The following is a 15,227-nucleotide window of genomic DNA, read 5'->3' as shown; positions in this document are numbered from 1 at the left end:
CTCAGCTGTCGGGCCGTCAGGCCTCGGTGGGACGGACCTCGATGGCCACGTCGGTGAGTTCGTAGATGCGCAGGCCCGGCTTGGCCAGCTCCGCGTCGGCGATGACCAGCAGGCGGCCCTCCTCGCGGCGCACCTCCTTGACGTGCACGTCGAAGTTGAGCTCGGGGTCGTGGCGCAGGATCTGGCCGCGGTACTTCCAGGCCATCTCCACGTCGGTGGCCATCGCGAAGCGCGGCCGCGCGTAGCCCTCGGCGAGGTTCTCCTCGATCACGTACAGGCGCAGGGCCTGCAGGATCGCCTCGACGCCGAGCGAGCCGGGCATCACCGGGTCGCGGTGGAAGTGGCAGTCGAAGTACCACTCGTCGGGGCGGATCGCCCGGTGGCCGTGCAGGTAGCCGCGGCCGTGCCGGCCGCCGCCTTGCACCAGGTCGACCCGGTCCACCAGCGCGTAGCGGCCGCCGGGCAGGTGCAGGTGGCCGCCGGTCGGGTCGGTGAACGCCGGGGCGCCCTCGGGGAGCTCGATGCGGCGGACCTTCGCCGGGTCGACCTCGTTGGTCTCGATCCACGGGGCGACGTACGTGCCGTTGTCCAGGCCTACCTGGTTGGCCAGGGCCGCGTCGCTGAAGTACCCGAACAGCGACTCGCCCGTGTAGAAGACCTCGCCGTCGGCGGACAGCTCGTAGGAGAAGTTCTGCAGCACGGCGCCGGTGACGGCGCTGGTCATCAGGAGCTTGGAGTGGTGGCGGATGGTCTTGCCCCGCAGGTCTATGTCCTTGACCAGGGTGGCGCGGCCGTCCAGGTTGCGGATCGCGTACTGCTCGTCGGTGTTCTTGAGGGTGGCGCCCAGGTAGTAGCCGAGGAAGATCGCCGCCTGGAGGGAGGACTCCATGTACACGGCGTTCGGCATGTGGGGGAAGGAGTTCTCCTCGTAGTACCAGGCGTCCGCGGGGGAGTCGTACTCGGTGACCATCTCCGAGCCGGGGCGCAGGTCGCCGCGGGTGCCCTTGAGGGACATGACGCGGTCGACGAACTGGAAGGCGCCGTTGGGGATGTACGGGGCCCGGCTCGTGCGGTAGACCTCGAACTCGGGGCCCATTGCGATGTCCAGGTCGCCCTTGGCGGCGTGCGCAAGGTGCATCTCGTTGATCATCGCGGCCTCGCCGCTGCGGTTGCGGCGGCCCAGGAACTGCGGGATGCCGCCGGCCTCCGGGCGGTACGGGGTGCCCGGCTTCTCGCGGACCTGCAGGCCGAGGTTCTTCATCCGGATGACCGGCAGGTCCCCGATGTAGATCAGCACGTCCGCGATGACCGTGGCGCGGGGCAGGAGCGTGAGCTCCATGACCTCGACCTCGTAGCGGATCTGCGTGTGCTTCTGCGTGATCTGGCCGCGGACCTGGACCTCGATCGGGGTGTCCGTGACGCACTGGAACGCGGCGTCCGGGAGGGTCAGGTGCATGCCCTGGTGCAGCAGGTAGATCTGCAGCAGCTGCACCGCGCCCTCGGCGACCAGGGAGCCGGCGAGCACCGGGTCGTCGGGGAAGTGGCACTCGAAGTACCAGGCGTCGGGCTGCAGGTTCTTGACGGCGCTGAGCGTGCCGAGGCCGCGCGGGCCGCCCTTGCGGTCGATGGTGACCTCGTCGACCATGCGCAGCTTCTCGACCGGCAGGCGCAGGGCCGGGTTGATGCCGGGGTCCTGGGCGTGGTCGGGGCCGAAGACGTCCCCGGGGCGGCCCTGGGCGAGGAGCTCCAGGTCGCCGGCGTCCAGGTGGTTCTTGTCGGTGTAGGCGAGGGGCTTGAAGTAGCCCTTGGGCAGGGCCGCCCGCTCGGCCTTCTCCTTGTCGGTCATGACGACGCCGATCGGGGTCTCCAGCTCGGCGGCGCTGAAGAAGCCGGCGCAGGCGTCGTGGAGTTCGAGGATCAGCTCGCCGTCGGCGTAGCACTTGTAGCTGAAGAAGAAGAGCGTGGTGTCGCCGTTGTGGACGAAGCGGTCGATGGAGATGTCGTACTTCAGCGTCTGGCCGACGCGCGGCAGGTTGCCGCGGAAGACCAGGGTGCTGTCGAGGAGGCGGTAGACCCGCTCGCCCTTGTTGCGGAAGTCGATGCCGAGGTAGCTGACGAGGAGCAGGTCGCACTGGCCGGCCTCGACCGTGACGGCCGGGGGCACGCCGCCGTCGACCGCGTACCAGGCGTCCTCGGGGACGTCGTACTCCGTGGTGATCTTCGCGGGCTTGAACTCGTGGGTGGTGCCCGACAGCGCGGTGACCCGGCTGACGAAGTGGTACGGCTCCGCGGGCAGCCGGACGCGCTGGGCGTAGCCGTCGATGACGCCGAACTCCGGGCCGAAGACCTTGGCGACGGAGCCGACGGCGAACTCCATCAGGTCCGCCTCGTCCCAGATCACACCCTCGGGCTTGGGGGCGGATGCGGGCGGCTGCGGCGCGTGCGGGCTCTGCGGGGCGGCCGGCGGGAGCACCGCCGTGGCCTCCACCACGCGGGGCGCCTCCTGCGGCGCGGTGGCCGGGGCGGGGGCCGCCGCCGGTGCCGCCGGGGCGGCGGGCAGGGCGGCCCGGGCGGGCGGCGCGCCCACCGCGGCCGCCGTGGGCGCCGCGGCCGCCGCCGGGCCGCCGTCGAGCAGTGCCTCGGCCCGGCTGAGCGTGGCGTCCTGGAGGATGCGCTGCGTCTCCATCACCACCGAGTGGGTGCTCACCATCTGGTGGCGGATCTCGCGCACCAGGTCGGCGGCGGCCGACGCCGGGTCACCGGCCGCCGCGGGAGCGGCCGTCCGGCGCGCCCGGCGGACGGGTGCGGGTGCGGGGGCCGCGGCGGCGGCCGGGAGCGGGGCCTCCTGCACGGCCGGGGCGGCCGGAGCGGCCGGTGCGGCGGGCACGGCGGCGGCGGGCTGCACGGCCGCGGGCACCGGGGGCGCCCACGGCAGGAAAGAGATCGGTTCGCCGTCGAAGGCGATGACCTCCGGATCGGCCAGGGTCGGGTCGGCAGGCATGAGGCGTGGGTCCTCCGGCGGTACGGACGGGACGGGTGCGGGACGGGCCGCCGCAGCGGCCGGCGCCACGGGACCGGCGGTTCCCGGCCCGGCGGACCCCCCGGCGCGCGGGGCGCCCGGGGCGGTGGTGCCGGGCCCGGCGGGGCTGCCGGGTGCGGTGGTGCCCGCGGCCGTGGCGGCCGGGGCGACGGTGGCCGGCCCGGCGGGGTTGCCGGCGGCCGGGGCGGTGGTCCGGGTGCTGGGTCGGTCGGCGGCCCCGCCGGCCCGGGACGCGGCGGTCCGGGAGCCGGGCGCCGGGGCGGCGGTGCCCCCGGTGGCGGCGGTGGTGGCGGTGCCCCCGGTGGCGGTGGCCGGGGTGCGGCCGCCCCGGCCGGCCGGGGCGCCTGCGGCGGGAGCCGCGGGCCCGTCGGCCGCCAGGGCCTTGGCGATGCGGGCGGGGACGGGGGTGCCGCCGCCCACGCGGAAGCGGGAGTTGCGGGCCGCGAGGACCGGGGCCGACTCCCCGGCGGGGGCCAGCAGCGCCGTCAGGTCGACGTCGAGGCCGTGGCCCACCAGCCGGGCCACCAGCTGCGCGACCGACCGCGCGGCCGGCACCCCGCGCCGGTCCACCGGCACCGCGACGTGCGCGGCGTCGCCCAGGGTGTCCTTGACCCACCGCGAGCAGGTCGCGCTCGGCCCGACCTCCAGGAAGTAGCGGAACCCCCGTTCGTACGCGCCCCGCACCAGCCGAGGGAAGTCGATCGCGGAGCGCAGGGTGTGCGCGATGCGCCGGCTGACCTCCGTACGGTCCAGGCTGCGCAGCACCCCGTAGTCGTAGGCGCTGAACAGCTCCAGGCCGCCGGTCGAGCCGGTCGGGTAGTCGTTCAGCCCGGCCAGGCCGTCGAGTTCGGCGTCCACGGCCGGGCAGTGCATCACCGCGTTGACGGGGGACCGGGCCGCCGGGCAGCCCAGCTCCTTGATCAGCGCGCGGCACTGCGCCGGATCACCGGCGATCACCAGTTCGGACGGGGTGTTGACGTGCGTGAGGTACACCCGGTCGTACCCGGCGGCCAGCGCCTTCCCGACCGTGTCCGCGTCGGTCAGCAGCACGTGGCTGGCCCACACGTCCGCGTCCGGGGTCTCCTCGGGCAGGTCCCACAGCTCGCGGACCGTGCGCCGGGGCCCCGTCAACCGGTCCCGGAAGAGCGGGGTGTTGCTGATGAGGTCGTCGCGGCGGCCCTCCGGCAGCCAGCACTCGGTGGCGAACAGCATGCTCGACTCGCCGAGGCTGTAGCCGAAGCCGCCGTGCGCCCGGATCCCGAGGACCTCGCGCACCAGGTCGGTGTACAGCATCGCGAAGCTGGTGCCGGTCGCCAGCATGAACGGGATGTCCTCGCCGAGCCGCGACTCCAGCTCCATGAGCTCGCGGCGGCCCGGCGCCACCCGCGTGCGCGGGTACAGCGCGGCGGCCCGCATCAGCCGGGCCGGCTCGTCCGCCTGGCTCTCGAAGCGGTCCAGCAGCCCGGGGAAGGCCCGGAAGAAGTCCTGCCCCAGGCCCGGGTACGAGTTGAACGCGCCCGGGTAGACCAGCGCGACCCGCCCGTCCGGGCCGATCGGCGCGGCGGTGGAAAAGCTGCCGGCCGGGGTGGCCCACTCGCCGCCCCGGGCGTGCACGCCGGGCAGGTCCCGGGCCGCCAGCTCCAGCTGTGCGACCAGCTCGGCGGCGTCCTTGCCGACCAGCACCGTGCGCAGCGCCTTCCCGTGCAGGGTGCGGGCCGCCGCGCGGGCCAGCTCGTACGGGTCGCGGCCCTCGCCGATCAGGTCCCGGTGCAGCGCGACCAGCGTGAGCAGCTCCTCCAGGGAGTCCGCGGCCAGCGGCAGCACCACCGGCCCGCCTGCGCGGCGCCAGTCCGCGGGGCTGACCCTGCCGCGGGTGGTGTCCGAGGACAGCACCAGGTGCCCGTGGGCCCCGCTGCCGCCGAGGAAGCTCACCGCCGCGTACCGGCGGCTGTCCTTGCGGGGGCGCAGCCACGGCCGCGAGGCCTCGGGGACGTACAGGCCGGAGGCCTCGAACTCCCCGGCCAGGTCCGCGGCCGGCCGGTCCCAGCCCCGCGTCCCCGGCAGGTAGCCGTGGTGCAGGACCAGCACCGACCGGATCAGCGCGGCCATGCCCGCCGCGCACCCGGCGTCGCCGACCTGCGCCTTGGCGCTGCCGAGGGCGACGCTCGCCGTACCGGCCGGGTAGACCGAGGCGAGGGCGGCGATCTCGGCCCGGTCCTGGGCCTCGGTGCCGCCCGCGTGGGCCTCCACGTACCCGATGTCGGACGCGGTGACGCCCGCCGCGGCCAGCGCCGCTTCGGCCGCTGCCGCGAACGCGTCCCGGTCGGCCTCCGGCAGCGCCCCGTCGACCGGGGCCGCATGCCGCACCGCCAGGGACTCCAGGCGCGCGTACACCGTCGCCCCCTGCGCGGCGCCGCCCGGCCGGGTCACCACGACCGCGCCGGCGCCCTCGCCGATGCGGCGGCCGCGGCCGCCCTCGCCGAACGTCAGCCCGGCCCCGGCGACCACCTCGGGGGTGAGCAGCAGGTTCTCCGCCGAGCCCGCCAGGTCGACCGCACCGACCAGGACGGCCTCGATGCTCGGGTCGAGCAGCAGCAGCCGCGCGACCTCGAGCGCCTCGGCGGTGCCCGAGCCGTCCGCGGAGACGGTGAACGACGGGCCGGTCAGGTTCCACAACGAGGAGATCCGGCTCGCCATCACGTTGCCGATGTAGCTGAGCACCTCGTTGGCGACGATCGGGTCGACGACCGCGTCCCGGCCCACGGCCGTCAGCGCCGCGAGCTGCTCCTCGTCGACCGCCACCCCGGCCCGCTCGAAGCCCTCGCGCAGGAACTGCCCGAGCCGGTAGCGGGTCAGCCGCAGGTGGGTGGTCGGCTCCATCTCCATCGCCACCACCACCGCGATGCGGCGCGGCTCGGGCGAGGTCCGGCCGGCCGGCACCGTACGGGAGTAGCCGGCGTCCTGCAGCGCCTCGTCGGCGACCTTCGTGGCCAGCGCGTGCTGGAGGTTGTACGTGCGCAGGTCCGTCGGGGGGATCTTCTGGTCGATCGGGTCGATGCCGACCCCGTCGACGAACGCGCCGTGCGGCAGAGCGTCCGGGTTCACCCCGGTCGCGGTCTGCAGCGAGCCGTCCCGGGTCCCGTCCAGCCCGCGCCAGCGCCGCTCGGGCAGCTCCACGAGGGCGTCCGCACCGCTGTGCACGGCCCGCTCGTACGCGTCGACGCCGTCCAGCGCGCCGAAGTGCGCACCGAGGCCCACCACGTCGAGGGCCGGCAGGGGGGCCTCGGCTGTGTCTTCGGCGGCCTCCTCCTCGCCGGTGTGCTCGGACAGCACCACGTGCGCGTTGGTGCCGCCGAAGCCGAACGCGGACACCGCGCCGCGGCGCGGGCCCTCGCCGGCCGGCCAGTCGCGGGCCTCGCGCACCAGGTTGGCGGCGCCGACCAGGCCGTCCTTCGAGGCCACCGGCCGCTCCACGCCGATGGTCGGCGGAATGCGGCCGTGGCCCATGGCCAGGACCACCTTGAGCATGCTGCTGAGCCCCGCGACGGTGAGCAGGTGCCCGATGTTGCCCTTCACCGAGCCGATCAGCGGGGTCTTGCCGGCCGCACCGAAGAACTCGGCGACCGACCCGGCCTCGGTGGCGTCGCCGATGGGCGTGCCGGTGGCGTGGCACTCCAGGTAGTCCACGGCCGCCGGGTCGATCCCGGCCTCGGCGTACGCCAGTTCGTAGGACTGGAGCTGGCCGCCGCCCTGCGGGACCAGCAGGTGCCGCCCGGCCCCGTCGTTGGTCAGGCCGATCCCGTCGACCACCGCGAGGATGCGGTCGCCGTCGCGCCGCGCGTCCGCGAGCCGCTTGACGGCGACCATGCCGGCGCCCTGGCCGGTCAGGATGCCGCCGGAGCGGTCGTCGAACGGCTGGCTGAACCCGTCGCGCGGGTAGGCCTGGAGGTCGGAGAACGACAGGTGGATGAGGGTGGGGTCCGGCGCGCACACGCCGCCCGCGAGCACCAGGTCGGCCTGGCCGGCCGCGAGGTGGTCGCAGGCCAGCTTCAGCGCGTACAGGGCCGAGGAGCAGGCTGCGTCCAGGGCGTAGCGGGGCCCGCCCAGGCCCAGCGCGGTGGCGGCCACGCCGACCGGGGAGCCGCTGACCCGCAGGTCCTGCGGGTGCAGGGCCTTCGCGTCGATCTGCAGGGCGGGGTCGGCCAGGGCGCCGAGGGCCGGGTGGCCGGCCTCGCGCAGGCCCTGGAGCACGGCCTCCTGCACGAGCGGCACGCTGACCTCGGCCGAGGCGAGGGTGGGGAAGGAGTAGTTGCCGAGGACCAGGCCGGTGCGGGCCAGGATCTCCGGGCGGTCCGCGTAGCCGCTGTCGCGCAGCGCCTCCCGGGCCACGTGCAGCGACCAGTGGAAGATCCGGTCCAGCCCGGACAGCTTGCCGGCGTCGAGGAGGTAGCCGGTCGGGTCGAATTCGAAGTCGGTGATGAAGCCGCCCCGGCGGCAGTAGATCTCGTGCCGGGGGTCGGTGTCCCGGGTGTCGAGGGCGGGGCCGAAGACCTCCTCCCCGCCTTCCCTGCGGCTGTCCACCCCGGAGCTGAGGTTCTGCCAGAACGCGGCAGGGGTCTCGGCTCCCGGGAACAGGCAGGAGAGGCCGACGATCGCGTACTTGCTCATGAGAGCTGTGGGGTCCCTTCTGAGGGGCGGCCGGCCCGGACGGCCGGGGTGGTGCTGGTGCCGTCCGGGCCGACGCGACCGCTTACGTCGTCAGGTACGAAGCGGGATCAGCCGCTGATGCCGTTCCGGGTGGCGAACTTGGCCGCCAGCTGCGGGGCGGAGACCACGGAGACACCGTCGAAGCGGGTCAGGACGCGGCCGTCGGGGGCGCAGGCCGTGATGGTGAGCGAGGAGCTCGAGCCGTTGCTCGCCGCGGTCGGCTCGACCACGATCAGGAAGGGCTCGCCGTCCGGCAGCGGGTGGTGCAGGTCGGCGCGGGCCACGCCGAGCGGCAGCCCGGCCGTCCCGCGGAACAGCTTCACCCACACCAGGCCCGCCTGGAGCAGCAGGTCGGCCGTGCCGGGCGCGAACCGCGAGCCGCCGAAGGCGCCCCCGTCCGGCCTCAGTTCGGCCAGCGAGACCTCCAGGACCAGCCGGGACTCCGCCTCGGCCAGCACCCGGCGCACCCCGCGCAGGGCCGGGCCGTGGAAGAGCGTGCCGTCCGAGTAGAGGTCCGCCGCGTCACGCCCGGAGCCGAGCGCCGGGAGCCCGGCGACCGTGGCCTCGGCGGGTGCCGCCCCCGTGGCGACCACCGCGCCGTAGTGCGGCCGTACGGCGCCCTGCGCGTCCGCCGAGCGGATCGAGGCCTGCACCGAGCCGTCGCCGGCCGGGGCCAGCGTCAGGGTGAGCTGCTCCGGCTGGGTGCCGTCGAAGACGATGCCCTTCTGGACCGAGAAGTCGCGCACCTGGCGCACCTCCTCGCCGCTGGTCCGCTCCACCGCGCCGATCGCCCAGCCGAGCGCCACCACCGCGGGCAGCACCGGCGCGTCACCGATCACGTGGTCCACGACGACCAGGTCCTCGGCCACCGCGGCCAGCGACCGCTGCACCGTCACCGGCGCACCGCCCGCGGGCCGCTCCGGCTCCGACAGCGGGGTCGTCGGCCCGAGGACGGTGACGACGTCGTCCGCCCGGCCGGCCGAGAACTGCTCGGCGAACAGCCGCGCCCCGGTCTCCACCGGGATCAGGACGATGCCGCGCTCCTCGAAGATCGCCTTGACCTGCGGGGAGACCATGCCGCTCTCCCACGCACCCCAGTTGAGGGAGGTGATGTGGGCCTGCGGGTTGCGCTGCTTGAAGGAGGACGCCCAGGCGTTGAGCACCTCGTTGGCCATCGCGTAGTCCGACTGGCCCTGGTTGCCGAAGAAGCCGGCCACCGAGGAGAACAGCACCACGTGGCGCAGGGAGCCCTCGGGCAGGGCGGCGGCCACCGCGCGCAGTCCGGTCAGCTTCGGCGCGAAGACCCGCTCGATCTCGGAGGCCTTCTTGTTGGCGATGAGCTGGTCGGCGAGGACGCCGGCGCCGTGCACCAGACCGGTGATGCGCTCCCGGTACGGGGCCAGCGCGGCGGCGGTCGCACCCGCGTCGGTGATGTCCGCCGCCAGGTACTCCACCTCGCTGCCCGCGGCCCGGACCCGCTCCAGGGTGCCCCGGATCTCACGGGCGCCGATGACGGCGGAGCTGAGCTGCTCCACCCGCTTCGGCGTCGGCTTCTCGCCCGTCGCCTTCAGGTGCGCGGCCGCCGCGCCCTTCAGGGCCGGGTCCGCGATGCCGCGTGCCCACTCGGGCTCGTCGGCCAGCGGGGTGCGGCCCAGCAGGAGCAGGCCCGGCCGGTACTGCTCGGCCAGTTCGACGACACAGGCGGCGGTGATGCCGCGTCCGCCACCGGTGACGACCAGCAGGTCGTCGGAGCCGAGGGCGGGGACCCCGGTGGTGCCGGAGCCGGTCAGCGGCTGCTCGGCCAGGGTGAGGCCGACGCGGCGGGTGCCGTCGTGGCCGACCTGCACCGTGTCGGTGACGGCGTCGTACGCCTCGGCCACGACGAGTGCGGCCGCGGACTGCGCGTCCAGCGCGGGGGCCAGGTCGACGGCCCGGCAGAACACCGCCGGGGCCTCCACGGCCAGCGTCTTGACCAGGCCGGCGACACCGCCCGCCGGGACCTGCTCCTCGGGGACCCCGCCGAGGCCGAAGCGGCCGTCGAGCCGGGTGGCGGTGACGAACGCGGCCCGGCCGGATCCGGCCGCCGCGGTCAGCGGCTCGACCGCGTGCTTGGCGACGAGGAGGGTGTGCGCCAGGCGGCGGACGCCGTCGGCCCACTCGCCGCCGTGCGCGGCGGACAGGTCGACCACCAGGGCGACCCGGTCGGCGAGGATCGCCTCGATCCGCTCGGCGAGCTCGGTCACGCCCCAGCCGGACAGGGCGTGGTCCTCGGCGCCGGTGATGCGCTCGGCGACGCCGGGCAGCCGCAGCACGTGCACCCGCCAGCCGGTGTCGGCGAGGCGGCCGGCGACGGCCGGGGCCAGCTCGGAGCCGTCGTCGACGACGAGGGCGGCCGAGCCCTGCGCGTACGCGTCGACCAGCAGGTCGGGCGTGGGCAGTTCGACCAGGGCGGCCTGCGCCCGGCCGATACCCGCCTTGGGCTGCTGCGGCCCGTCGGCCGGGGCGGCGGCAGGGGCGGCGGTGGCGGCGCCGGCCTCCGCGGTGGGGGCTGCGGTGGGGGCGGAGCCCGCGATCAGCTGCACGATGTCGCGCAGGGTGCGCAGCTCGGCGAGCTGCTCCGGCCCCGCGGTGACGGTGGCGTCGGCGCGCTCCTGGAGGACGCCCATGATTTCGACGCGCTTGATGGAGTCGATGCCGAGGTCGGCTTCGATGTCCATGTCGAGGTCGAGCATGTCGGCCGGGTAGCCGGTCTTCTCGCTCACGACGGACAGCAGCACGGCCTGGACGGCGCCGGCATCGGGACCGGTGGGGGCGGTCGCCGCAGTGGCGGGCGCAGCCGCAGCCGCGGGAGCCGCGCCGGCCGTCGTACCGGCGATGATCTCGACGATGTCGCGCAGGGTGCGCAGTTCGGCGAGCTGTTCGGGTCCGGCGGTGACGGTGGCGTCGGCGCGTTCCTGGAGGACGCCCATGATCTCGACGCGCTTGATGGAGTCGATGCCGAGGTCGGCTTCGATGTCCATGTCGAGGTCGAGCATGTCGGCGGGGTAGCCGGTCTTCTCGGAGACGACCTCGAGCAGGACGGCCTGGACGGCGCCGGCGTCCGGGCCGGAGGCGGCCGCGGGGGCGGCGGCGGGAGCGGCGGCCGGGGCGGCGGCGCCCGCGGCACCGGCGATGATCTCGACGATGTCGCGCAGGGTGCGCAGTTCGGCGAGCTGTTCGGGTCCGGCGGTGACGGTGGCGTCGGCGCGTTCCTGGAGGACGCCCATGATTTCGACGCGCTTGATGGAGTCGATGCCGAGGTCGGCTTCGATGTCCATGTCGAGGTCGAGCATGTCGGCGGGGTAGCCGGTCTTCTCGGAGACGACCTCGAGCAGGACGGCCTGGACGGCGCCGGCGTCCGGGCCGGAGGCGGCCGCGGGGGCGGCGGCGGGAGCCGCGGGCGGGGCGGCCGGGGCCGCGGTGGCCGTGGAGCCCGCCATGATGCCGATGATGTCGCGCAGGGTGCGCAGTTCGGCGAGCTGCTCCGGTCCGGCGGTGGTCGTTGCGCCCGCCCGCTCCTGGAGGACGCCCATGATCTCGACGCGCTTGATGGAGTCGATGCCGAGGTCGGCCTCGATGTCCATGTCGAGGTCCAGCATGTCGGCGGGGTAGCCCGTCTTCTCCGAGACGACCTCCAGCAGGACCGCCTCCACACCCGGCCCGGTGGCAACGGCCGGAGCCGGGGCGGCCGGAGCGGGAGCGGGGGCCGCGACAGCAGCCGGCGCGGGGGCCGGGGCCGGGGCGGCCTTCGGGGCGGCCGGGGCCTGCGGGGCGGCGGCGGGCGCGGCCACCGCGGCGGCGACCAGGGCGGGCGCCGGAGCCGGGGCCGGGGCCGGAGCGGCCGGGGCGGGAGCCGGGGCCGGGGCGACCGGAGCCGGGGCCAGGGCCGCGGGGGCCGGGGCCGGGGCCACCGCCGGGCGCGGGGCCGGAGCGGGCTGCCGGGTCAGGGCGGCGGGCCGCTCCACGGACGCCGGGGCGGCGCCGAGCTCCAGCTGCGCGAGGTCGCGCAGGATCTCGTTGGCCCGCAGGTGGCTGCGGCCGATGTCCAGGCCGTGCTCCTTGACGGCGTTGACCGCTTCGAGCACCTCGCTCAGCTGCCCCTGGTCGGCGGCGCGCTCGAGCAGGCTCGTCAGGCGCTCGGCGCTGTGCAGCTGGCCGCTCAGATAGTCGTCGTGCAGGGAAAGGTGGTCGGCCACAAGATCGGCCAGGCGGTCGTTGTCCACGTGGGCTGTCTCCATGACGGCGGGTTCCGGGGCCGGCGCCGGCGCGGGTGCCGGAGCCGGTGCGGGGACGGAGGCCGCGACCGGGGCCGGTGCGGGCCGGACGGCGACCGCCGTGGCGGTGGCGGCCGGTGCGGCGGACGCGGCCACCGCTGCCACCGGTACGGGCTGCGGGGCGGCCGGAGCCGGAGCCGGTGCGGCGGCGGGTGCGGCTGCCGGGGCCGGTGCGGCCGGGGCCTTCGCGGCGGCCGGTGCGGGAGCCGGTGCGGAGGCCGCGACGGGCGCCGCGGCAACGGCCGGCAGGGTCGGGACGGCGATGCGGTAGCCGTTCTCGATCGCGTCGCGGTACGCGGCCCGGCGCTCCGGCGAGATGTAGTTGATGCCGTTGAGCAGGATCGACATGCCCTTCTTGGGGGCCGTCTCCGCCTCCCGGACCGCGGTGTAGCGGTCCGCGGTGGCCAGCGCCAGGCCGAGCACCGCGAGCTGGGCGACGCCCTGCTTCAGCGCGGTGTCCGCGTCCTTGCCGGGGCCGGCGTCCAGCGCGACCACGGTGTGCTCCCGCTCGCCCAGGATCCGGCCGACCAGCTTGGCCAGCACGTCCTTCGGGCCGAACTCCACGAACACCCGGAACCCGGCCGCGTACATCTCCTCCACCCGGGCGGCGAAGTCGACCGGGTTCAGCAGCTGCTCGGTGAGGATCCGCCGGTTCGCGGCGACGTCCTCGCCGTAGACCGCGCCGCGCGTGTTGGCGTACACCGGCGCGGCCGGGGCGGACACCTCCACCGCGTCCACGCTGCCGCGGAACGCCTCGACCGCGTGCCCGACGAACGGGGTGTGGAACGCGGCCGACACCGGCAGCCGGGAGGCCCGCAGGCCCGCGTCCTTGGCGGCGGCGATCAGCTTCTCCACCTCGGCGGTGGCCCCGCCCACCACGATCTGGTCGGGCGCGTTGCGGTTGCAGACCACAACGCCCTCGCGGGCGGCGAGCAGCTCGGCCACCCGCTCCTCCGGCGCGGACACCGCGGCCATCGCGCCGGCCTCGAAGCCCTCCTCGGCCGGCGGGGCCATCGCGGTGCCGCGGGCGCGGGCGAGGGCGAAGAAGGCGTCGTCGTCGAGGGAGCCGGCCGCCCACAGGGCGGTCAGCTCGCCGAAGCTGTGGCCGAGGAAGCCCTCGGCGGTGAACCCCAGCTCGCTCAGGTAGCGGAACTGGCCCGCGGACAGGGCGCCGATGGCGGGCTGCGCGTACGCGGTGGCCCGCAGCGCGGCCTCCTGCTCCGTACGGGCGGCCTGGTCGAACGCCGGCGGCGGGAAGGCGACCGCCGACAGCGCCTCGGCGGCGCCCTCGAACTGCCGGTTGGCCGCGTCGAAGGCGGCCCGCAGCGGCGGCAGCGCCATCACGGCCGTCCTGCCGGGGTTGACGTACTGGCTGCCCTGGCCGGAGAAGAGCGCACCGACCTTGCCGGCCGCGGCGGCGCGGCGGCGGAAGTACACGCCCTTGGGGTGCGACCAGGCCTCCTCCGCGGGCCGGGCGCGCAGCTGCCCGAGCGCCAGCTCGCGCAGCGCGGCCAGCTCCTCGGCGGTGCGGGCGACCAGCGCGATGCGGGCGCTGCCCTCGGGGGCCGGACCCCCGGTGGCGGGGGCGCCGGCGGCGAGCAGCTCGGTCAGCGCGCCGGTGTCGGCGGCGTGCCACAGGTGGACGGAGGCCACCGGGTGGGCGGGCCGCAGGTCCTCGCCCTCGCCGTGCTCCTCCAGCACCATGTGGAAGTTGGTGCCGCCGAAGCCGAACGAGGAGATCGCGGCCCGGCGCTTGGGCCGCTCGGGGTGGCGGATCCACGGGCGGGCCTCGGAGTTCACGTACAGCGGGCCGGCGCCGGGCTGCAGCGAGCCGTTCGGCTCCTGCACGTTGATGGTGGGCGGCAGCACCTTGTGGTGCAGGGCCAGCGCCAGCTTGATCATGCCGGCCGCGCCGGCGGCCGCCTTGGTGTGGCCTATCTGGGACTTCACGCTGCCGACGGCCGCGTAGCCCTTGGTGTCGGAGGCCTCGGCGAGGACGGAGGTCAGCGCCTTCAGCTCGGTGGCGTCGCCGACGGCGGTGCCGGTGCCGTGCGCCTCGAACAGCTCCACGCTGGCGGGGGAGCAGTCGGCGTCCTCGTACGCGCGGCGCAGCGCGACCATCTGGCCCTCGGCGCGCGGGGCGTAGATGGACTTGAAGCGGCCGTCGCTGGAGGTGCCCATGCCGCGCAGCACCGCGTAGATCTTGTTGCCGTCGCGCTCGGCGTCGGAGAGGCGGCGCAGGGCCAGCATGCCGATGCCCTCGCCGATCAGGGTGCCGTCGGCGTCCTTGTCGAACGGGCGGATGTTCCCGGACTTCGACAGGGCGGGCGTCTTGCTGAAGCACAGGTACATGAAGATGGTGTTCTCGGCGTCGCAGCCGCCCACCAGCATCGTGTCGGAGCGGCGCTCCAGGAGCTCGCTGACGGCGGCGCGGACCGCGCCGAGCGAGCTGGCGCAGGCGGCGTCGACGGTCATGTTGATGCCGCCGAGGTCGAGCCGGTTGGCGACCCGGCCGGCGACGACGTTGCCGAGCATGCCGGGGAAGGAGTTCTCCTCCCACGGGGCGTACGCGAGGCGGAACTTGGCCGCGATCTCCTCTGCGTCCCGCTCGGAGAGCCCGCAGCTGCGGACGACCTCCTTGATGACGGGGGTCTGCAGGCGGGCGGTCAGTGGCTGGGTGAGCTGGTTGGCGCCGGTGATGCCGAGGACCACGCCGGTGCGGGAGGCGTCGTACCAGGGCTGCTCGGCGCCGGCGTCCTTCAGCAGGTCGCGCGCGACGACGAGGCTGAGGAGCTGGAGGACGTCGGTGACCTCCAGGGTGTTCGGGGGCAGGCCGAACTCCAGCGGGTTGAACGGCACGTCCGGGATGAAGCCGCCGCGCCGGGAGTACGTCTTGTCGGGCGCCGTCGGGTCCGGGTCGTAGTGCTCGGACACGTCCCAGTGGGTGTCGGGCACGTCCTCGATGCAGTCGGCCGCCGAGACCACGTTGGCCCAGAACTCGCGCAGGTCCGGCGACTTCGGGTACAGGGCGGAGAGGCCGACGATGGCGATGGGGTCGTGGGCGAGCCGACGGTCGAGGTGGCTGTCCGACGGCGGCTTGACGGGCTGCGGAGAATTCACGACAGAGCTCTCTAGGTCTCGGGGCGATCGGCCCGTGGGCCGGGGTC

General features: G+C 75.3%; 2 protein-coding genes. Both read right to left on the bottom strand.

From position 1 onward, the window contains the following. Nucleotides 1–16: 16 nt before the first annotated feature. Nucleotides 17–7,708, bottom strand: a complete 7,692-nt coding sequence (locus ABZ924_RS03415) for a beta-ketoacyl synthase N-terminal-like domain-containing protein (RefSeq protein ID WP_361903360.1) — start codon at nucleotides 7,706–7,708, stop codon at nucleotides 17–19. Nucleotides 7,709–7,815: 107 nt separating this feature from the next. Beyond that, nucleotides 7,816–15,180, bottom strand: a complete 7,365-nt coding sequence (locus ABZ924_RS03410; RefSeq protein WP_361903357.1) for an SDR family NAD(P)-dependent oxidoreductase — start codon at nucleotides 15,178–15,180, stop codon at nucleotides 7,816–7,818. Between the last annotated feature and the right edge of the window lie 47 nt (nucleotides 15,181–15,227).

This window comes from Streptomyces sp. NPDC046876 (assembly GCF_040645035.1).
GTDB lineage: Bacteria > Actinomycetota > Actinomycetes > Streptomycetales > Streptomycetaceae > Streptomyces.
The sequence above is the reverse complement of the archived record's forward strand: the minus strand, read 5'-3'. Positions and strand labels throughout refer to the sequence as shown.